The organism is Haloarcula laminariae (assembly GCF_025457605.1).
Lineage (GTDB): Archaea > Halobacteriota > Halobacteria > Halobacteriales > Haloarculaceae > Haloarcula > Haloarcula laminariae.
In genome coordinates this window covers 577,275-596,981 of the sequence record NZ_JAMZFY010000002.1, presented here as the reverse complement: position 1 = coordinate 596,981, position 19,707 = coordinate 577,275, and the positions used below count along the sequence as shown (strand labels likewise).

Here is a 19,707-nt window from a genome sequence, read left to right as displayed (position 1 = left end):
CGGGAGCCGGTTGCGGGCCGTGGCCCGCAACCGAACGACGTGGCGGCAGAGCCGCCACGCACCTCCCACAGCGCGCTCGGAGAGCGCGCGAGGAAGGGCGACCGGGAAAAAGGTCGGACCGCAGTGTTTTACCCGCGTGGTCGTCTAGCGGGTGGTAACAATGGTACTCGACAATCTCGGAAGCTCCCTTCGGGGGACCTTAGACAACCTCAGGGGGAAGTCCCGCATCTCCGAGGAGGACATCGAGGACATCGTCAAGGAGATTCAGCGGTCGCTGTTGCAGGCGGACGTCGACGTGGCGCTGGTCCAGGAGCTGTCGGACAACATCGAGACCCGCGCCCTGGAGGAAGAGCCGCCAGCGGGCACGACACCGCGGGATTGGGTGCTGCGAATCGTCTACGAGGAGCTGGTCGATATGGTCGGCGAGTCGACGGACCTGCCCCTCGAAGAGCAGACCATCATGCTCGCCGGCCTCTACGGCTCGGGGAAGACGACCACCGCCGCCAAGATGGCGTGGTGGTTCTCGACGAAGGGGCTGCGGCCGGCCATCATCCAGACCGACACCGACCGCCCCGGCGCCTACGACCAGGCAAAGGAGATGGCCGACCGCGCCGAGGTCGACTTCTACGGCGACCCCGACGAGGACGACCCGGTGAAAATCGCCCGCGACGGGCTGGACGCGACCGACGAGGCCGACGTTCGCATCGTGGACACGGCGGGTCGCGACGGGCTGAACGAGGAGCTCATCGAGCAGATAGAGCGCATCGAGGACGAGGTCAAGCCCGACCGGAACCTGCTGGTGCTCGACGCCGCGATGGGCCAGAGCGCAAAGAGCCAGGCCGCCGACTTCCAGGATGCCATCGGCATCGACGGCGTCGTCATCACCAAGCTCGACGGGACGGCCAAAGGTGGGGGCGCACTCGCCGCCGTCGACGAGACCGACTCGACCATCGCCTTCCTGGGCTCGGGTGAGACGGTCAAGGACATCGAGCGCTTCGAGCCGTCGGGCTTTATCTCCCGGCTGCTCGGGATGGGCGACCTGAAACAGCTCACCGAGCGCGTCGAGCGGGCGATGCAGGAGACGGGCGAGGACGAGGAGGAGTGGGACCCCGAGCAGATGCTGGAGGGGAGCTTCACGCTCAAGGACATGCGCAAGCAGATGGAGACGATGAACAACATGGGCCCCCTCGACCAGGTGATGGACATGATTCCGGGGATGGGCGGCGGGCTGATGGACCAGCTGCCCGACGACGCGATGGACGTCACCCAGGAGCGGATGCGGGATTTCGACGTCATCATGGACTCGATGACCGAGGAGGAACTGGAGAACCCGCGCATCATCGGCCAGTCCCGGACCGAGCGCATCTGTGCGGGGTCGGGCAAGCCCGAGGAGCGCGTTCGCGAACTGCTCGAACAGCACAAGCAGATGTCCCAGATGCTCAAGCAGTTCCAGGGGATGGGCGACGGCGACATGGAGCGGATGATGAAACAGATGCAACAGGGCGACGGCGACATGGGCGGCATGGGCGGTATGGGCCCGTTCTGAGGGTTTTCACTGGCTGGGAATCGTCGGTTTCGCTTTTCGTACGTAGTGCTTACCAGGCGGTATGGCCGAGTCGAGCGGAGCCTTCATCGAGTGGGTGGACGAGCGGTACAGCACCGATATCGACCGGTTCGACGAACAGCACAAACACCTGTTCGGTCTCCTGAACGACCTGTACGTCGCTATCGATGAGGGCCACTCCGAGGAGACAGTCGGCGACATCCTCCAGGAACTCGAACGCTACACGGAGTATCACTTCGGCGACGAGGAGGAGTTCATGCAGGACTGTGGCTACGCGATGGACTGTGCCGACTGTTTCTACGACCACCGCGATTTCCACGAGGAGTTCGTCGAGACGGTGGGGGAGTTCCGCGAGCGCCACGAGAACGGCGAGGAGATCACGCTCGACATTCTGGAGTTCACCAAGGAGTGGCTGGACGCCCACATCGGCGGCGACGACGTGGACCAGAACTACAGCGAGTACTACGCCGAGTCGGTCCCCGACGACTACGAGTATCAGCCCGGCAAGCTGAACAAGACGCGACAGTCGACACGGACCTACGAGGCCGACGACACGGCGGTGGCCCTGGGGAGCGACGTCCACGTCGGCGGCGACATCTCGATTCCCTACGGGTCGATGGCCGACTGGCTCGCGCGGCTGGTCGACCGCCACGGCGACCGGCCGGTCGCGCTGGTCCCGAACGGGGACGGGTACACCTCGCGGACGTTCCGGGAGCTGTACGACCAGGCGTGGGCGGTCGCCGGCGGCCTGCTCGAAGCGGGCATCGAGCCCGGGACGTCGCTGGGCATCTGTGCGCGGTCCTCGTACGTCTGGTCGGTCGTCGACGTCGCCTGCCACCTCGCCGGTATCGTCTCGGTCCCGATATACCCCGACCAGAGCAGCGAGCGGGCCGTGGCCATCGAGACGACGGCCGGCGTCGACGCGCTGGTCGTCGACGACAGCGCGAGCGAGTCCGTCAGGGAGGCCGCGGGGACGGTGTTCGACATCGACGCGCTCCCCACCGCGGAGCGGGAGTCCCTGCCGGGGTTCGACGACGCCGCCACCGACGTGGCCACCGTCGTCTCCCCGCTGAGCGGGGACATGGAGACGCTCGGCTACGCCGTGACACACCGGAACCTGCTCGCGGCCGTGGCGATGCTCGGCGAGCAGTTCCCGCTCACCCGGGACTCGACCGGCGCCTGTCTGGTGCCACAGGCACACGTCTTCCAGCGCGTGGCGACGTACTACCTGTGGGACAACGGCGCCGCGGCCGCCTACGTCCCGACCGACGACATCGTCGCCGGGCTCCGGGCGGTCGAGCCGGACGTCCTGGTCGGCGTCCCGCGCGTGTACGAGCACATAGCCGACGAACTGCAGGCGGAGATAGACGACCTGGGCGGCCTGAAGGGGCGTCTCGCCGACGGCGCCGCCAGGGACCGCGGCAAGGCCTTCACCGAGGGCAAGAGCGGGTCCCTGACCGACTCCGCGGCCGCCAGAGTCGTGTTCGCGCCGCTCCAGGAGTCGTTCGGGCTCTCGGAACTCGACTACGCGCTGTCGGGCACCGACCCCCTCGACACCGAGCGAGTCGAGTTCCTCTGGGGCTGTGGCGTCCCGGTGAGCCAGGTGTTCGGCGAACCGGGGCTGACAGGCGTCGGCTGTGTGACCTCGTACGGGTCGTCGCTCCCGTCGGCGTTCGGTGAGCCGTTACCGGGGACCGAGGTCGCCGTGACCGACGAGGGGGAACTCGTGTTCCGCGGGCCCCACGTCGTCGAGCGGTACTGGGAGACGAGCGACGTCATGGCCAGTGCGACCAGCGGCGACTGGTTCCGCACCGGCGTCTACGGCGAGTTCGACGGCGAGACGCTCGTTCCGAGCGAGTGAGTCCGGGGGCTCAGTCGCGTCGGTTCGACGGCCGCCGACCGCCGGCGTGACAGCGCTGCCCGTCTACTACTGCTCGTCCGCCGTCTCGCCGTCGGCCCGCCGTCGGATTCGCTCGCTCTCGTTGAACTCCTCGACCATCGATTCGAAAGCGGTGGCGTCGACGCCGACGGCGGGCGCCGTCAGCGGCGAGACGCTGACCGCGCCGTCGATGATGGCCCGCCGGTCGCTCCCGGCGGGGTAGCGCTCGGCCAGGTCGGCGTCGCCGTCGAAGGGGTTCTCCCACCCGGCGGTGTCGGGCCAGACCACGTCGCGCAGGGCGATATCGCCAACGGTCCCCTGGTTTGCCTGCTCGTCGACCTCGCCGTCGGTGTCGTGTTCGACCAGCAGGTCGTAGTCGTGGTGGGGCTCGGTCAGGCGCATCTCGGGGTCGGCCACGTCGACCGGGACGTTCAGGTTCAGGAAGTCCGCGGTCTCGAAGATATCGCCCGACAGCGCCCGGACGACTACCTCACTCATGACGCGGGCGGGGCGGTCGAAGTCGTACTCCGCCGCGGGCGAGACGAAGAAGTCCTCGCAGTGGTACGCCGAGACGGCGATGCCCGGCGTGCCCAGAAAGCCCGCCTCGATGCAGGCCCCGACGGTTCCCGAACGGCCGACGACGTAGTTGCCGGCGTTTGGCCCGTGGTTGCAGCCCGAGACGACGAGGTCGAAGTCGATATCGAGCCCCCGGAGCCCGTAGGCGACGCAGTCGGCGGGCGTCCCGTCCAATGCGTACCCCCACGGGTGGCTCTCGCGGGCGGTGCGGTGGCTGCGGGTCCGCCCGACCCCGCTCTGGTTCTCCATCGGCGCGACCACCGTCACGTCCGCGACCGCCGTCAGTTCCTCGTAACAGCTCGCCAACCCCGGCGCGTCGATGCCGTCGTCGTTCGTCAGCAGCACCCGTGGCTCGTCCATTGGGCGTGTGTTGGGGTGAGCGAGTGTGAACACTTCGGTCCCTGGCAACCGGGGCTTTCCGGCTGTCCGTATCCATCACGGTGGGACGGCAGACCGCGCTGGCGTCGGGGGAGCAAACACGGGTACTTTTTGCGACTGGATACGGTTGATTCCGGTAATGACCGTCCGCGAGGTGGCCGAGGAGGCCTACCGGGAGTCACTCCCCGTGTTGGCACTCAGTGCGGTCGGCGGCCTCTTCGCGGGCGTCGTACTGGGCGGGATGGACGCCGAGCTGGAGCGGGTGGCGGGCCTGCTCGTGCTGGTGCCGGCGCTTCTGGCGACGCGGGGGAACGTCTACGGCTCGCTGGGGGCGCGGCTGGGCTCGGCGCTGCATCAGGGGCTGGTCGAGCCGACGTTCTCGACGGACGACGAGCGGGTGAACGCGGCCGTGGCCGCGGCGCTGGCCAACGGCGTGATGGTCAGCGGCATCGCGGCGGTGCTCGCGGTCGCCCTGCTGGGAGCCCTGGAACGGCCCTCGGCCCCGATATCGACGCTCGTGGCTATCGCCCTGCTCGCCGGCCTCATCTCGGGCGTCCTGTTGACCGTCGCGGTCGTCTCCGTGGTCTTCGTGGGGTACCGCCGCGGCCTGAACCCCGACACGCTGGCGGGGCCGGTGGTGACGACGACGGGCGACGTGGTCGGGGTCGCGACCCTGCTGGTGGCGACCCGTATCGTCCTCGCGCTGGGGGGTGGGTAGCGTGGCGGCGTCGGAGTGGACGGTCCGGGGCATCGTCCGCCGGATGCTCCCCGTGCTCGTGGTCCTGACGGCCATCGAACTGGGCAGCGGCATCGTCCTCGACACCTTCGAGTCGACGCTGCTCCGGTACCCGACGCTGCTCGTGTTGGTGCCGGTCACCATCGGGATGGCCGGGAACCTGGGGAGCATCCTCGCGGCGCGGTTCTCGACGGCCCTGCACCTCGGGCTGCTCTCGTTCGACGCCGACGACGACCGGCTGGTGGGCAACGCCGCGGCCACCATCGCCCTCGCAGTGACGGTGTTCCCGCTGGTCGGCGCCGGCGCGTGGCTGTTGCAGCGGGTGGTCGGCGGGACCCGACTCACCCTGCTTACGGTGGTCGCGGTCGCGCTCACGAGCGGCGTCGTGCTGGCGTCGCTCGCGGTCGCGGTCACCACGGTCACGACCTACGCGGCCTATCGGTTCGAACTCGACCCCGACGACGTCGTCATTCCCGTCGTCACCAACGTCTGTGACGTGCTGGGCGTGCTGGTGCTGTTTGGCGCCGTCAGCGTGCTCGTGTAGCCGGCGGTCTCATACGGTTTAGCGTAGCGATGTACCGGTCGCCGGTATCCGGAAATAATCTACGCGAATCCGTATCAGTCCTCGCGCTGTTTCGCGAGGGCCTCCTTGGGCGCCCCGCAGTTGGGACACGTCCCCGGGAGCCCGTCGTCGATTTCGCCCATCTCACCGCACTCGGTGCAGCGCCACATGATGTACCCCTCGCCGAACTCCTGACCGGGGTCCTGGTCCTCGCTCCGCGCGGCGTCGCCGTGTTCGACGGACACCGACGCGACCGTCTCGACCGTGAACCCCTCGGCCGTCGCGTCGCCGACGACGCCGACGAGCGTGCCGTCGTCGTTGAATATCTCCTCGTTTCGCTGGACCGAGACGTCGTCCGAAGATGTCATCTGGTTGTCGCTCATCGGCGGTGCTACCGGGCCCGGCATGGCAACTCTGGCGCTTGCAGCTGCAAGGTCCGGCGCCGGGCAGCCGCTGACGGAGCGTGGACCGACGCCCCTATTTCGGTGTCGGCCGAACCACCGGTCGTGAGCCCGCTGGTCGAACTGCTGGGTCATCCGGTCGTCGAACTGCTCGGCGACGTTCTCGTCCGGGTCCTGCGTATCGCCGTCTTCCTCTCGGTAGGCGTCTTTCTGGCCAACCTCGCGGTCTCCTTTGGCCTGGTCGAGAAGATAGCCGTCGTCTCGCAGTATCTCACCGGGCCGGCGAACCTCCCCGACGAGGTCGGCACCGCCATCCTGACGACGACGGCCTCGCCGACGGCCGGCTACGGGATGCTCGCGGACTTCCGCGAGTCGGGCGTGCTGGACGACCGCGCGACGCTGGTCGCGGTCACGATAAACACCTTCTTCGGCTTCGCACAGCACATCGTCACCTTCTACGTCCCCGTGCTCATCCCGATTCTGGGCGCTCGCGTCGGAGTGTTGTATGTCACGACGCGGGGGCTGGTCGCACTCGCCATCACGCTGACGGGCATCGCCGCCGGTGCCGTCCTGCTCGACGGCTCGAACGTCGACCGCGGGGCGGTGGGCGAGGAGGCGACGACGGACGGCGGCGCGGAGCACGGGACGAGCGACGACGAACCCGAGACGACCCTCGGGCGGGTCCGCGACGCGCTGGGCGAGACCCGCGAGAAACTCGGGGAGATTCTCCCGCGGCTGGCCGGCATCTACGTCGTCGTCGCCCTGCTCGTCGCGTACTCCGAAGAGATTCTGGGCTATCTCGGCGGCTCCGGACAGGCGCTGACGGCGACCGCCGACGGGCTGACGGGCCTGTTGGGCCTGCCGGGCGCGGCCGTTCCAGTAGTCGCGGCCTTCGCGCTCGATACGACCTCCGGCGCGGTCGTCATCGCGCCGCTCATCGAGAACGGCACCTTCACCGCCCGGACGGCGGTCGCGACGATGCTCGTCGGCGGTATCGTCTCCTTCGCCGTCTCGACGTTCAAGCGCTCCATCCCCTTTCAGTACGGTATCTGGGGCCGTGAGTTCGGCTCGAAGGTCATCGCCGTCAACACCGGCCTAAAAATCGGCTGGATAGCGCTCGCGCTCGTCCTCTTGCTGGTGCCGTAGCGGCCCGTCGATATCAGGCGTCCTCGGGAATCGGGTCCGAGATGACGACGGCGTCGCCCTCGACGACGCAGTTGCCCTCGCCGTCGTCGACCGAGGTCGACAGCCGGAAGCGGTCCTCGCGGAGCTGTTCGACGACCTCGCAGTGGGCGGTGACGCGCTCGCCGACGTCGACCGGCCCCCGATAGGAGAGCTCCTGTGAGAGGTAGATAGTGAGGCCCGGCAGCCGGGCGAGCGCGGCGCTGATGATGCCAGAGACCAGCGTCCCGTGGACGATTCGGCGGCCGAAGCGGCTCCGCTCGGCGAATTGCTCGTCCAGATGCAGCCGGTTCGTGTCGCCGCTTATCTCGGCGAAGCGCTCGACGTCGGTCGCCGAGAGCGTCTTCGAGAAGCGGACGTGGTCGCCCACGTCGATGCCGTCGGCGACGCCGTAGCTGTCGAACTCCCAGTCGTCGTCCTCGTACTGCGTGTCGGGGCGGGTAAAGCGCCGGCGCTCCGGGCGGGCGTCGGTCGACGGCTCCGGGCGAGTGACGTGCGGGACGTACCGCGAGATGTCCGTCGTCGTCACGATACCGACGAGTTCGCCGTCCTCGACGACGGGGAGCTTCTTGATACCGTTGGCTCGCAGGCGGTCGGCGGCGACCGACAGCTCCGTGTCGGGCCCGACGGTCACGAGCGCGGTCGCCATCACGTCCGCGACCGTCAGCTTTCGCGTGTCGCCCTCCGCGGCGGTGACCGCGACGATGTCGCTCTCGGTGATGATGCCGACACACTCCCCGTCGCGTTCGACGACCAGCGAGCCGATACCCTCGTCGCGGAGCCGCGTCGCCGCCTCGACGACCGGGCGCTCGGGGCTGATGGTGCGGACGGGCGTCTGCATGACCTCACTGACGTGCAGGGCGAGCATCGACTGGAACCTCTCAGGCCAGCGGCATAACTCCCCGCCCGAAGGGTTGTGTAGGTGGGTCCCCTCCCTCCGACGATGACAGCGTACCGAGCCGGACTCGTGGTCGCGCTGGTGGTGCTGGCGGGCTGTGGCGGCCTCGTGGGCGACGACGCCGGCCCGACGGCGCCGGGAACGGCCGGCTCGCTCCCGACGGAGACGACGCGGGTCAGCGTCACCGCCGTCGTCGACGGGGACACCGTCCGCGTCGAGTACCGCAACGGCACCCGCGACACCGTCCGGCTGGTCGGCGTCGACACGCCCGAGGTCCGCGCCGAGAACGACCCGGCGGAGTTCGAGGGCGTCCCCGACACCGCGGCCGGCGCTGACTGTCTCCGCGAGGCGGGGACGAACGCCTCGAACTACGCGAAAGACCGGTTACTCGGGCGGACCGTCGGCATCGCCACGGACCCCAATCTGGACCGGCGGGGCTACTACGACCGGCTGCTGGCCTACGTGGTCGTCGACGACCGCCTGTTCAACTACCAGCTGGTGGCGTCCGGTCGCGCCCGCGTCTACGACAGCGACTTCAGCCGACGGGCGTCGTTTACCGAGGCCGAAACGGGCGCCCGCGAGGCCCGGCGCGGCCTCTGGCGCTGTGTCGACCCCGACGCCGCCGACTGGGAGACCCCGACGGCCACGGCCAGCCCCTCGGGGCTCGCCCTGGTCGAGGTCCACGAGGACGCCGCCGGCAACGACAATCACAATCTGAACGGCGAGTACCTCGTCTTCGCGAACCGCGGCGACGGCGACCTGAACCTGTCCGGCTGGACCGTCTCCGACGCCGCGGGCCGGGCGTACAGCTTCCGGAACTACTCGCTCGGTCCCGGCGAGCGCGTCACTCTCTACACCGGCAGCGGGACCGACAACCGAACGGCGCGCTACTGGGGGGCCAGCGGGGCGGTCTGGAACAACGACGGCGACGCCGTCACTGTCCGGACGAGCGGGGGCGACGTGGCGCTCCGGCGGGCCTACTAAGCGTCTCCCCGCCCTACGAGAGGTATGGACTGGCGCCGGTACACTCCCTCGCCCCGGGCGGTCGACTGGGGGCTGTTCGTCGCCGTCGCGACGCTGCTTGCCACCGGCGTCGGCACCATCTTCGCCGGCACCGCGGCCGCCGCGTGGGTCATCGACCTCCACGCCGTCTCGGGGGTCGTCCTCGTCGGCCTGTTGCCCGTCAAGCTCTGGCGGGTCCGCCACCGGGTCGCCCCGGAGCGCTTGACCGGCGCGCGCATCGTCTCGGTCGCGCTCGCCGTCGACGCGGCCGGCGCGCTCGCCACCGGCGTCTGGTGGGTTTTCGGGGGCTCGCTCGACCTCGGACCGTGGGGCCTCTTTCACCTCCACACCGCGCTGGGCCTGCTCCTCGCGCCGCTATTGCTGGCCCACCTCCGCTATCGCTTTCACTCCCCCGAGACGGCGGTCCGACACGGCCGCCGGGACGCGCTGCGCTACGCCGGACTCGTCGCGACCGGCGCCGCCGTCTGGCGGCTGCAGGGACCCGTCAACGACGCGCTGGCGACCGCCGGCGCCGACCGCCGCTTCACTGGCTCCCGGGAGGACGGCAGCGACGACGGCAACCGTTTCCCGGTGACGAGCTGGGTCGCCGACGACCCCGAGCCGGTCGACGCCGCCGACTGGACGCTCGCCGTCACCGGCCGGGTCGCGAGCAGGGCGTCGTACGACCTCGCCGACCTGCCGACCGGCGCGAGCGGCCGCGCCGTGCTCGACTGCACGAGCGGCTGGTACTCCGAACACGACTGGCAGGGCGTCCGCGTGGGCGACCTGCTCGACGCCGCCGACCCCGACGGCGCCGCCGCGTGGGTGCAGTTCCGCTCCGTCACGGGCTACCGCTGGAGCCTCCCCATCGACGAGGCCCGCGACGCCCTGCTCGCGACCCGCGTCGACGGCGAGCGGCTCTCCCACGGGCACGGCTTCCCGCTCCGGCTGGTCGCGCCCGACCGCCGGGGGTTCCAGTGGGTGAAGTGGGTCGAAGAAGTGCGGGTGACCGAGCGCCGCGAGGTCGGCGAGTGGGTCGCTGTTTTCGTCAGCGGCGTCTAAAAGCCGCTCGTTTATCAATCTCCCAACAATACAGTCTACATGGTCGACACCGACCAGCAGGCGGTCGAGGAGATAGTCCACCAGGGCGACGCACTGGGAACCCGGGAGCTGCTGGATATCCTCGAACGGTATCACGACGACCGGCCGGGCGTCCCCGAGGCGGCCGTCGACGCCTACGTCCAGGAGTTGGAAGAGCGCGAGGACAGCAGCTTCGACAGAGAAGGGTTCGTGGCGGCCGTCGGGGAGCGGCGCACCGGCTCCGAGAGCTGGGTCGACGACGGCGACCGCATCTACGAGCTAGGTGACGGCCGCATCAGCCAGTACCCGGCGGCGTGGCACGACCGGCTCCGCGGCGAGCGCGACCCCGCCGCCTACCTCCGCTTCTTCGAAGCGACCGCGCCCTCGGTGCTCGGGAACACCTCGGGCGGCCGCCAGCGTGCCAACGAGGACCAGCTCATCGACGTCATGGCGGTCGTCGGCGGGATGGACCGCGAGGCCGCGAAGGCGGAAATCGAAGCCGCCCGCGACGACGACCGCATCGCCGAGGACGCCGACCAGCATCCGAAGGCCGGCGTCTATCTGGCGGAAGATTAGAGCAGGGCGTCGATAGTCGCCCAGAGGTCCGCCCCCTCCGTGCTGTACTCGATGGAGACGAACCCGGCGGCCCGCGCGCCCTCCACGTCGTCGCCGTCCCCGACCATCACGTACTCGTCGGCGGGGAGCCGCTCCCGGAGGCGGTCGAACGGGGCCGTGTCTGGCGTGTGTGCGCCGGCGTCGTAGGAGGCCACGACGGCGTCGAACCGGTCGCGAAGGTCGTGATGGGCGAGCTTGCCGACCTGCCACTCCCGGGGACCGTTCGTGATGACCGCGAGCGTGCTGTCGTCGGCCAGCCCGACCAGGCTCTCGCGGGCGGCCTCGGGCACGGTCGTCGCGGCGTAGGTCTCCTCGCGCAGCGTCGCGACCACGTCCTCCGGGTCGGCCTCGGCGTCGGCCGCCGAGACGACCGCCGCCATCGACTGCCGGTAGGGGTCGGGCTCTATGGCCTCGAACGCGTTGCGAAAAGTCCGTCGGGCCGTTGCCAGGAGGTCGTCGGTCGGGTCGATGTCATGTGCGGCAAACACGTCCCGCAGGAGTTCGGCGTCCGACCGGGTCCGGTGGACAAGTACCCCGTCCAGGGCGAAACAGAGCGCCTCGGTCATTCGGTGTCGACGGGCTTGCCGTCCTCCGTCGCCGGCGCGACGTAGTCGATGTACGCCTCGGCGTCGGGCTCGCGAACCGTGACGACGACGTGGATGTCGCCCAGTTCGGCGGGCTCGCCGACGGCGAAGTTCACCCGCCCCTCGAAGGCCGCCTGCTTCTTCAGGTCGAAGGTAAAGCGGTCGCCGGCCAGGTCGTCGAAGAACACCGAGCGGGCCGTGTCCAGAATCTCCGCGCGGTGCAGTTCCTCGGAGAACCCCTCCATCGTGTGGACCGTCGCGACGAGCTCGCCCTCGCGGTGGTCGGGGTCGGCCTCCGGGAAGAGGTTCCGGATGGCGTCGGCCACCCGCGCGGTGACCTCGGTGTCGTTGACGGGCGCGGTTATCTCGACGTCGACGCTGTAGACGCTGCTCACGACTGGACCTCCACGCCCTCCTCCAGCAGCGTACGAATCCGGCGCTGGAACGCCGACAGCGAGTCGGTGTTCTCGACGGTCACGTCGGCCATCTCCATCGCCTCGCCCATCCCGAAGCCCAGCTCCCGCTCGTCGCGGTCTTCGAGCGATTCGCCGCCCTCGTCGGCGCCGGCGTCCCGCCCCCTGAGGTCCAGGCGCTCGGCCCGGACGTCGAACGGCGCCGTGATTTCGACGAGGGCAAACGAATCACCGAAGGCCCGCCGGAACGCCTCGACCTCCACGTCCGAGCGGATGCCGTCGACGAGGACGGTGTCGTGGCCCGCCCGTTCGTCCTCGATTATCGGCAGCGAGCGCTCGGCGATGGCGCCCGGGCCGTTCTCCTCGCGCAGCGCCTTCGCCACGGTCCCGTGGTCCGTCGCCGGGTCCAGCCCCCGCTCGCGACACTCCGCGCGGATGACATCGCCCATCGTCACGACCGGCACGCCCATCTCGCTTGCGACCTCGGCCGCCTCGCTCTTGCCGCTGCCGGGGAGTCCGACGACACCGATGACTGTCATTGGAGTCGCTTGTCGATAGCCGGCTAAAGACCTGCTGTTCTCGGAGCGAAGGCGTTTGCTGGGACGGCGTGTCGTGGGCACGGCCAGAGCGGGGCGTCGTCGGCGCGAGTTATCGCTCACGCACGACGACGAACTCCGCCAGCTCCCGGAGGTACTCGACGGACTGGGAGTCGGGGGCGTCGGCGGCCTCCAGGGCCTCCAAGGCGGCGTCGGACTCGGCGCGGGCCTTGTCGTTTGCCTCCTCGGCCGTGAGGTCGGTCACTTCGAGGAAGGAGGGCCGTTCCATCTCGGCGTCGTGCCCCGTCGGCTTGCCCAGCGTCTCCGCGTCGGAGGTGGCGTCCAGCACGTCGTCGCGCATCTGGAAGGCCACCCCGACCCGCTGTGCGTACTCGCCCATCGCCTCGACGGCGTAGGCGTCGGCGTCGGCGGCGATAGCCCCCAGCTCGGCGGCCGCCCGGAACAGCGCCCCCGTCTTGCGGCGGGCAAGCTCCATGTACTCGGACTCGTTGGTCGGCTCGGCGACGAGCTCCATCGCCTCGCCCTCCCCGAGTTCGACCATCGCCTCGGAGACGGTCTGCATCGCCCGCTCGTCGGCCGAAAAAAGGCCGAAGGCCTCCCCGAGCAGCCCGTCCGAGGCGATGATGGCCGAGCCGTGCCCGTACTCGGCCCACGCCGCGGGTACGCCCCGGCGGACCTCGGACTCGTCGATGATATCGTCGATGACCAGCGAGGCGTTGTGGACGAGTTCGATGCCGACCGCGAAGTCGACGGCGTCGGCCGGGTCCCCGCCAAGGGCCTCACAGGCCAGTACCGTCACCGTCGGCCGGACCCGCTTCCCGCCCGAGAGCACGACGTGGCCGACCTGGTCGGCGAGGGCGTCGGGTTCGACGGCGTCGATGGCGGCCTCTAGCCGCGCCTCGACGCGGTCACGACGCGCCTCGAGATACTCCATGAGGGACGGCTTAGGACTAGGGGGAAAAGTACCTGACGACCCAGTGTCCGCGCACTCGGAACGGCGGAAACGCGAACCGCGGCCTCAGTCGTCGCCGTCGTCCTGGACCGGCTGGCTCGGGCCGCCGGAGAAGACGAACTCGTGTTCGGCCGCGGTCTCGAACCGGTCGAGGATACCCCCGAGCGGTTTGGCGTAGCGCTTGAGTCGGTCGGCGCGTTCGGAGACCTCGTCCAGCTCGTCGGCCTGCTGTTTGGCGGTCTCGCCGGCGCTCTCGGCCTCCGTGCGGATGGACTGGCTCTGCCCGGTCGCCTCGTCGAGCACCGCGGCGACGTTCTCGAACTGGTCCAGCTCGTCGTTGATGTCGACGTGTGGGTTGCCCTTCAGCGAGTGGAGCCGTTCGATGACCACGTCGAGGTCGCCGGCCAGTTCTTCGAGACGCGCCTCCTGGTCGGTCGCGTCCGCGTTGATGCGCTCGACGGAGGCCGTGACCCGCTCCGCGGACTGGCGCACGTTCTCCGTGTTGGTCAGCACGATTTCGCTGGACTCGGCGACCTCCTCCGAGAAGGTCTTGAGCTGTCCGGTGGTCTTCTCCAGCTCGCCGAGCATGTCGTTGAACTCCTCGGCGATGCGGTCCATCGCCTCGTTCTCGTTGTCGGTCTCCATGCGCTGGGTCAGGTCGCCGTTGGCACACTGCTGCATGACCTCGCTGTAGTCCTCCGCTTTCTCCTGGAGGTAGTCGGTCATGGCGAGGGCCTCCTGCCGGGAGACCTCCGCCTCCTTGCGGGCGGACTCGGCCTCCTGGATGCGGTCCCGGAGCGCGTCGCGCATGCTCGCGAACGAGGCGGTCAGTTGGCCGAACTCGTCGCGCCGGGTCACTTCGAGGTCGGTGTCGAGGTTCCCCGCCTCCAGCCGTTCGGCGTTCTCGGTGAGCCGGTTCAGCGCGCTCACAGTCCCGCGACCGAAGACGACACCGATGACGCCGATGCCGAGGAACACGACGCCCGAGAGGACGAGGAGGTTGTTCTGGATGGTGTTCTGGAGGGCGTAGGCGGTCGAGACCGGAACGTGGGTCGCGACGACCCACTCCTCGTCGGCCACCGGGTGGTACGCGACGACGTACTCACCGGAGAGGGACGATTTCACCTCGCCGGGCTCCAGAAAGCCCTTCTCCCCGTCGAGCCCGCGCTGGACGAACGACTGGTCGGCGCCGTCGGAGCTCTCGTCGTACTGCTGGAGCGAGCCCGCGTTGGCACCCAGCGACGTCTGGCCGCGCGTGCCGGCCACGATTCGGCCCTGGGAGTCGATAACCTGGGAGTAGACGCCCTCGGACGGCTGTGGCAGGTCGCTCGCGAGCGCGTTGAGGTCCGTCTGCATCACGAGGACGAGGTCGTCGCCGTCGTCGGTCTCTATCGGCGTGACGAACGAGACCAGCGAGGTTTGGAGCGCGTTCGTCGCCTCCGCGATGTAGACGCCGTCCTCGCCGTAGTCGAGTTCCTCGTTGCGCCACGGGGCCTCTCGGCTGAGCTGGGACTCCCCGACGCGCGTGGTGTCGGAGCTGGCCGTGACGGTCGTCGACGACCGGTTCACGACCTGAACCTTGATGACGTCGTTCGGGAGCCGCTCGGCTTCGGCCTCCAGGAACGCCTGTCGTTCGCTCTGGGTCCCGCTGCGAATGACTTCGAACTGTCCGAGGCGACGAGTCGTGTCGCGTCGCGACTGGCGCCACTCGGCGACCTGTGTCGCACTGGAGTTTGCGACGCTGACGTACTCCGTCTGGGTGTCCGCCGTGAGCTGTGAGCTCGTCTGGGCGTACGTGTTCGCGCTCACGCCGAGGATGACGACGGTGACCAGCAACAGGGCGACGACGAACTTCGCCAGGAAACTCCTGGCCAGAAAGGCGGGGAGAATACCGCTGACGTCGTCCGTGTCCGCGTCGGTTGGTGTTTCTTCAGCACTCATTTGTTGTCGAATCTGTCCGCAGCCACATATCGGTCGGGGATATTCTTTGCATGTTCAGTAATCGTCGGTGCGACGCGGTCCAGCTCCGCCGCGGCCGTACTCGGACCGTTGGCGACGACGTTGCTCATCGCGGACGCGGCTTCCGACATGATTTTCATGTTCTGGTTGGTGTCGACCGGCACGGGCGGGTAAACGTCGGGCTCGCTCGGTCGGCCGCCGGGGACGCCGTTCATCCCCTCGCGGAACGCCTTCATGTATCCCTCGCCAGGCACCGGCGGCGCGTTTCCGCTCTTGACCTGCTGGTCGACCCACTCCAGGCGGGCGTAGCCCGCACGCGGCTGGTCACCCTGCCACTGCCGGGTCGAGAGCATGAGGTTTGCCTGCCGGGAGTTGGCCCACTGGAGGAAGAGCCACGCGGCTTCGGGGTGGTCCGTGTCCGCGGTAATCGCCGTCGCCCAGACCCAGGTGTCGACGACGGGGTCCTGACCGTCGGGCCCTTCCAGCGGCGGGAGCCACTTGGTCTCCTCCATTATCTGCGTGTCCACGATACCGGAGGTCTGGGGCGTCGAGTACATCATTCCGACGTCGCCCTCGCTGTAGGCGTTGTTGTTCTTGTACCAGTCGTAGGAGCCGGGGTTCTCGGGCCCGTACTTGTGGAGCATCCCGCCGAACCGCTCCAGGGACTTGATGCCCTGCTCGGAGTTGAGCGCCGCCTCCTTGTTCTCGCGGTCGATCCAGTCCGCGCCGTACGTCTTGAACATGGTCCCCCAGTTGGCGGCCGACAGCGTGCCGGAGCTGGTCCTGGAGACGATTCCCTCCCGTTCCTGGTCGGAAACGGAGATTTTCGTCGCACAGGACTCCAGTTCGGTGAAGTTCGTCGGTTCCGGGAGGCCGAGCTTCTCGAAGGTCGGCTTGTGGATGGCCGTACAGCCGTAGGCCTCGATGCCGTTCGGGAAGCCGATGAAGTCGCTGGTGCCGTCCCCGTTCGGGAACGTCATCAGCTCGATGGTCTGGTCGCGGAAGTCGTCCATCGCGAGCCAGTCCTTGTCGGTGAGCGAGGGGTCCTCGATGAACTGCCAGAGGTCCCGGACCCAGGGGGTGCCGTCGCTCCCGTAGTGATAGCCCCCCGCCGGCCACAGCCCGCACATGATGCCGTCGTACCGTCCGCCCTGTTCGAGGCGCTGACGCGCCGTGCGCCAGTACTGCTCCTCGGAGACGGTCTCGTAGTTGACCGTGATACCGGTCAGCTCCTCGAAGTACGATTTGACCTGTTTGGTCGTGGTCGCGTACGGGTGGAGCGCGTTGCCGAACGTGAGTTCGATACCCTCGCCCTCGAACTGCTGCCAGTCGATACCGGCCTCCTCGGCGTGCGCGTTTAGCTTCTGGCCCCACTCCTCGATGCCGGCCTCTTCGGGCGGAATCTCCATCGCACCGTACTCGGGCTCGTCGTCGTCGTCGGAGAACATGCCGCCACACCCGGCGAGACCGACCGCCCCCGAGACGGTCAGTGATTTGAGCGCGCTTCGTCGTGATATGCGGTCAGTAATCCGGTCTGTCATTGTGATCTATCATCTGCGCTGAGAGGCCCGCACGGCCGGGGGAGCGACCCGTCCACTCTCACCCCTCTTGCTGACACGTACATCATTAATCACTCATAATAAGTTTACCGAAAACAGGGACCCTGGTAGTAAAGAAGTGGCCGTGAGCGAACCGTTTCCCGTCGGCGTGCGTCGGCTCCGGCTTCTGTCACTGACCGAGTGGAGCTCCCCCGAATGACCAGGCGAGCGACCCCGATTCGGAGGACCAGTTTACGGCTCGCGAGCGCACCCGGGCCACGCTCTCCGCCCTCACGAGACAGGCCGGCGCGTCAGCGCGCCGGTGACACCGACCGCTAGTCCTCGATTTCGGTGACGTCCTCGTCGGGGAAGGAGATGAGGTTCTCCCGGCCGATACGGAGCTTGTCGATGCGGCCGTCCTCGTCCATCGAGGAGAGCAGCTGTGACACCTTGGCGTTGGACCAGCCCGTCTCCTTGACGATGCGGGCCTGTTTCATCCGGCCGCCGTTTCGGGTGAGCAGCCGTTCGACGCGCTCCTCGTCGCTCAGCAGTTCCGCGTCGATATCGTCGGTCGCTCCGTCGGCGGCGGGGGGCTCGGGCGCCGGCGCGTCGCCGCCGTCGTCGCTGTCGGTACCGACCGACCCCACGCTCGGGAACTCGTCCTGTCCGTTCAGGTAGAGCAACACAGCCGCCAGGCCCACGATGAGCAGGAGGCTCATACCGGTCCACAGCGGGAAGTCCCCGGTGTTTGGCCCCGGCTGGGTGGTACTGTCGCCCTCGTAGACGATATCCAGGTCGCCCCGTTCGAACGTGGTGGTCGGACCGCCGTCGATTCGGAGGTTGCCGTTGTCGAAGTACGAGTCCGGTGGGGAGTTCGTCAGGGTGTACCCCTGGGGCGGTGAGATGATGAGCGACTGGTCCGATCTGAGGGTGGTGAGCCACGTCCCGTCGGGCGTGTAGAACGCGTCCTGAAGCGACAGTCGGCTCCCGTTGACGGCCGCGAAGTTCGTCCAGTTGAACGAAAGCACGAGGCGGCCGCGGTCGCCGTCGATTTCGTAGTCGCGGCTTACGTTCCTGAGCGCCATGTCCCGGCCGGTGGCGGTCGCTGCGGCGTCGTTGGCCGCCCGGAACTCGGTGAGGAGAGCCCGGTCACTGTTGCCGGCGAGGAACGCATCGCGGGTGGTCTCGAAGGCGCGTGTGTCGTTTTCGTCCGTCAGGTTGAACCGCTCGATTATCGTCCACCGGGCGTCGCCGTTCGGTCGCAGCTGTACGTGAAACGTCGTGTTCTCCGGGTCGAGTTCCTGGCTCTGGGCCGACTGCGCGGCCGGTCCGACTCCGGCGGCGGCGGTCGACGTGGCCGCCGAGACCGCTGGGAACGCAACGAAGAGGAGGACGAGGAGGACGGGGAATGCCCGCGGGACCATGTCACCCAAAGAGTGGACAGGCCGTCGGCAAAACCCTTTCTATCGAAGAATAAAACGTCAGATGTCGCCGTGAAACGTCTCGGCGTCTCTCGGCCCGCAGTTACGGATGTCGTAATGGGAGAGATTTTTGTACGGTCGCGGTCTACCAGTTGGCAATGCGACCGCTTTCAGCCCTCCTCGTCGCGCTGCTGTTCGTCACCGCGGCGGCCCTCCCGGTCGCGGGCGCCTACCCGACACAGACCCAGGAGCGGAGCGAAACGACCGCTACCTCCCTGCCGAGTATCGCGACGGTCCCGAACACGACGAACCAGCTCACCATCCCGGCCGGCGACGTCCGCCGGTCGAGCTACGACAGCACCGGCATCGACGTCGGCACCGCCACGGCGGCCTGGTCGGCACAGCTCCAGCACCGACACGAGGCGCTCTCGTTCGAGGAGCGGTTCCGTCAAATCGAGAGCCGCGACGCGCGGACGAGGCTCATCAACGACCGCCTGGCCGACATCGAGGCCAAGGAGCAGGCGCTCGACGAGCGCCAGGACGGAGCCATGGCCCGCTACGCACGCGGCGAGATATCGGCGTCGACGTTTCTCAGGACGCGGCTCCTGGTCGACGCCGAAGCCGCGGAGCTCCTGGAGACGCTAGACCGGATCGCCACCGCCCCCGACACCGCCCCCGACTACTCGCTGAGCGAGTCGACGACGGCCCGGCTGCGCTCGGTCGAGGGCGAGCTGCGGACGCTCACCGGCCCGGTCGGCGGCCAGCTCCAGTCGGCTGAGACGGCCGATAGAACGCACTACATCGAGGTGTCCGACGACGGCTACATGCTCGCGACGATGACTGACGACGAGTACATCCGGGAGACGCGCCTCGACGGGGCACGCGACGCGAGCGCGCCCGACCAGTTCCTCCAGACAGCGGTCAACGACGGCGACCCCGGGACCGACCGGCTTGACGTCGCCGACGAGCGGGCGGCGGACCTGTACCCGTGGCTCTACGAGCGACAGCGGCCCAGCCTCACCTACTACGGGACCTCGGGCATCTACGAGCTGACGGCCAACCATCCCAACGGCGAGCTGACGGCGTATCTCGACGGCGGGACGACCGATATCTTCTACGAGGAGCAGTTCCGCGGGCTCTCCGACGTACAGACGACGGCGACCCGGCGCAACGTCAACGACACCCTCGCAGTGACGGTCCGACGGTCGAGTCCGACCGGGCCGCTGCTCGTCAGCGCCGCGAACGACGAGACGGGCGCGACCGTCGACGGCACCGTCACCATCAACGGGCAGTCCGTCGGGACGACCGGGGGCGACGGCGTCCTCTGGACCGTCGAACCGCGGGGCGCCTACACCGTCACTGTCTCCACGGACACCGGGAACACCACCGTCGCCGTCCCGGCGAGCTGAG

General features: G+C 68.6%; 19 protein-coding genes. 9 read left to right on the top strand and 10 right to left on the bottom strand.

The features are described from left to right. Positions 1-160 precede the first annotated feature (160 nt). Entirely contained in the window at positions 161-1,546 is a 1,386-nt protein-coding gene (locus NJQ98_RS14725) for a signal recognition particle protein Srp54 (protein WP_262180005.1), read from the top strand. 61 nt (positions 1,547-1,607) lie between these two features. Then, the gene (locus NJQ98_RS14720) at positions 1,608-3,425 is read left to right on the top strand and encodes a bacteriohemerythrin (RefSeq protein WP_262180003.1); all 1,818 of its coding nucleotides are present in this window, start codon (positions 1,608-1,610) and stop codon (positions 3,423-3,425) included. A 66-nt stretch (positions 3,426-3,491) separates the two neighbouring features. On the opposite strand, the gene surE is transcribed toward NJQ98_RS14720, so the two are convergent. Beyond that, the gene (gene surE / locus NJQ98_RS14715; protein WP_262180001.1) at positions 3,492-4,379 is read right to left on the bottom strand and encodes a 5'/3'-nucleotidase SurE; all 888 of its coding nucleotides are present in this window, start codon (positions 4,377-4,379) and stop codon (positions 3,492-3,494) included. A 157-nt stretch (positions 4,380-4,536) separates the two neighbouring features. On the opposite strand from surE, the gene NJQ98_RS14710 reads away from it, so the two are divergent. Continuing rightward, positions 4,537-5,115 carry a magnesium transporter gene (locus NJQ98_RS14710; RefSeq protein ID WP_262179998.1) on the top strand — a complete coding sequence of 193 codons (579 nt, stop codon included), beginning with the start codon at positions 4,537-4,539 and terminating at the stop codon, positions 5,113-5,115. Between the two features lie 43 nt (positions 5,116-5,158). Then, a complete protein-coding gene (locus NJQ98_RS14705; RefSeq protein ID WP_262181010.1) occupies positions 5,159-5,677 on the top strand; it encodes a magnesium transporter in 519 nt (172 codons plus the stop codon). Positions 5,678-5,751: 74 nt separating this feature from the next. Here the strand turns inward: NJQ98_RS14705 and NJQ98_RS14700 are convergent, their stop codons facing one another. Next, on the bottom strand, positions 5,752-6,078 hold the full coding sequence (locus tag NJQ98_RS14700) for a DUF7130 family rubredoxin-like protein (RefSeq protein WP_262179996.1): 327 nt from the start codon (positions 6,076-6,078) through the stop codon (positions 5,752-5,754). Positions 6,079-6,201: 123 nt separating this feature from the next. On the opposite strand from NJQ98_RS14700, the gene NJQ98_RS14695 reads away from it, so the two are divergent. Then, on the top strand, positions 6,202-7,242 hold the full coding sequence (locus NJQ98_RS14695; RefSeq protein WP_262179995.1) for a nucleoside recognition protein: 1,041 nt from the start codon (positions 6,202-6,204) through the stop codon (positions 7,240-7,242). Positions 7,243-7,255: 13 nt separating this feature from the next. Here the strand turns inward: NJQ98_RS14695 and NJQ98_RS14690 are convergent, their stop codons facing one another. Further along, positions 7,256-8,119, bottom strand: a complete 864-nt coding sequence (locus tag NJQ98_RS14690) for a CBS domain-containing protein (RefSeq protein ID WP_262181008.1) — start codon at positions 8,117-8,119, stop codon at positions 7,256-7,258. Positions 8,120-8,221: 102 nt separating this feature from the next. Here NJQ98_RS14690 and NJQ98_RS14685 point away from each other — a divergent pair, with 102 nt between their 5' ends. From NJQ98_RS14685 to NJQ98_RS14675, 3 genes are read left to right on the top strand one after another with little or no spacing between them, the layout of a single operon-like run. Beyond that, complete coding sequence (locus NJQ98_RS14685; RefSeq protein WP_262179993.1) at positions 8,222-9,160, top strand: lamin tail domain-containing protein; 939 nt, start codon at positions 8,222-8,224, stop codon at positions 9,158-9,160. Between the two features lie 24 nt (positions 9,161-9,184). Beyond that, positions 9,185-10,240, top strand: a complete 1,056-nt coding sequence (locus NJQ98_RS14680) for a molybdopterin-dependent oxidoreductase (protein WP_262179991.1) — start codon at positions 9,185-9,187, stop codon at positions 10,238-10,240. A 39-nt stretch (positions 10,241-10,279) separates the two neighbouring features. Beyond that, a complete protein-coding gene (locus NJQ98_RS14675; RefSeq protein WP_262179988.1) occupies positions 10,280-10,834 on the top strand; it encodes a hypothetical protein in 555 nt (184 codons plus the stop codon). Here the strand turns inward: NJQ98_RS14675 and NJQ98_RS14670 are convergent. From NJQ98_RS14670 to NJQ98_RS14640, 7 genes are all read right to left on the bottom strand, one after another. Next, positions 10,831-11,439, bottom strand: a complete 609-nt coding sequence (locus NJQ98_RS14670; protein WP_262179986.1) for an HAD family hydrolase — start codon at positions 11,437-11,439, stop codon at positions 10,831-10,833. The two genes, NJQ98_RS14675 and NJQ98_RS14670, sit on opposite strands and share 4 nt — an antisense overlap. Beyond that, on the bottom strand, positions 11,436-11,852 hold the full coding sequence (locus NJQ98_RS14665) for an RNA-binding domain-containing protein (RefSeq protein WP_262179984.1): 417 nt from the start codon (positions 11,850-11,852) through the stop codon (positions 11,436-11,438). The genes NJQ98_RS14670 and NJQ98_RS14665 overlap by 4 nt, the downstream gene beginning before the upstream one ends. Beyond that, complete coding sequence (locus NJQ98_RS14660; protein WP_262179982.1) at positions 11,849-12,409, bottom strand: AAA family ATPase; 561 nt, start codon at positions 12,407-12,409, stop codon at positions 11,849-11,851. Before NJQ98_RS14660 ends, NJQ98_RS14665 begins: the two co-directional genes overlap by 4 nt. Before the next feature lie 109 nt (positions 12,410-12,518). Then, positions 12,519-13,361 carry a polyprenyl synthetase family protein gene (locus tag NJQ98_RS14655; protein ID WP_262179980.1) on the bottom strand — a complete coding sequence of 281 codons (843 nt, stop codon included), beginning with the start codon at positions 13,359-13,361 and terminating at the stop codon, positions 12,519-12,521. A gap of 84 nt (positions 13,362-13,445) precedes the next feature. Beyond that, positions 13,446-15,320 carry a HAMP domain-containing protein gene (locus tag NJQ98_RS14650; protein WP_262179978.1) on the bottom strand — a complete coding sequence of 625 codons (1,875 nt, stop codon included), beginning with the start codon at positions 15,318-15,320 and terminating at the stop codon, positions 13,446-13,448. Next, positions 15,317-16,879, bottom strand: coding sequence for an ABC transporter substrate-binding protein (locus NJQ98_RS14645; RefSeq protein ID WP_262179976.1), 1,563 nt, complete (start codon positions 16,877-16,879; stop codon positions 15,317-15,319). The genes NJQ98_RS14650 and NJQ98_RS14645 overlap by 4 nt, the downstream gene beginning before the upstream one ends. 332 nt (positions 16,880-17,211) lie before the next feature. Next, on the bottom strand, positions 17,212-18,300 hold the full coding sequence (locus tag NJQ98_RS14640; protein WP_262179975.1) for a helix-turn-helix transcriptional regulator: 1,089 nt from the start codon (positions 18,298-18,300) through the stop codon (positions 17,212-17,214). Between the two features lie 155 nt (positions 18,301-18,455). Between NJQ98_RS14640 and NJQ98_RS14635 the strand changes: the two genes are divergently transcribed. Continuing rightward, complete coding sequence (locus NJQ98_RS14635) at positions 18,456-19,706, top strand: DUF7096 domain-containing protein (protein ID WP_262179973.1); 1,251 nt, start codon at positions 18,456-18,458, stop codon at positions 19,704-19,706. The last annotated feature ends 1 nt before the right edge of the window (position 19,707 follow it).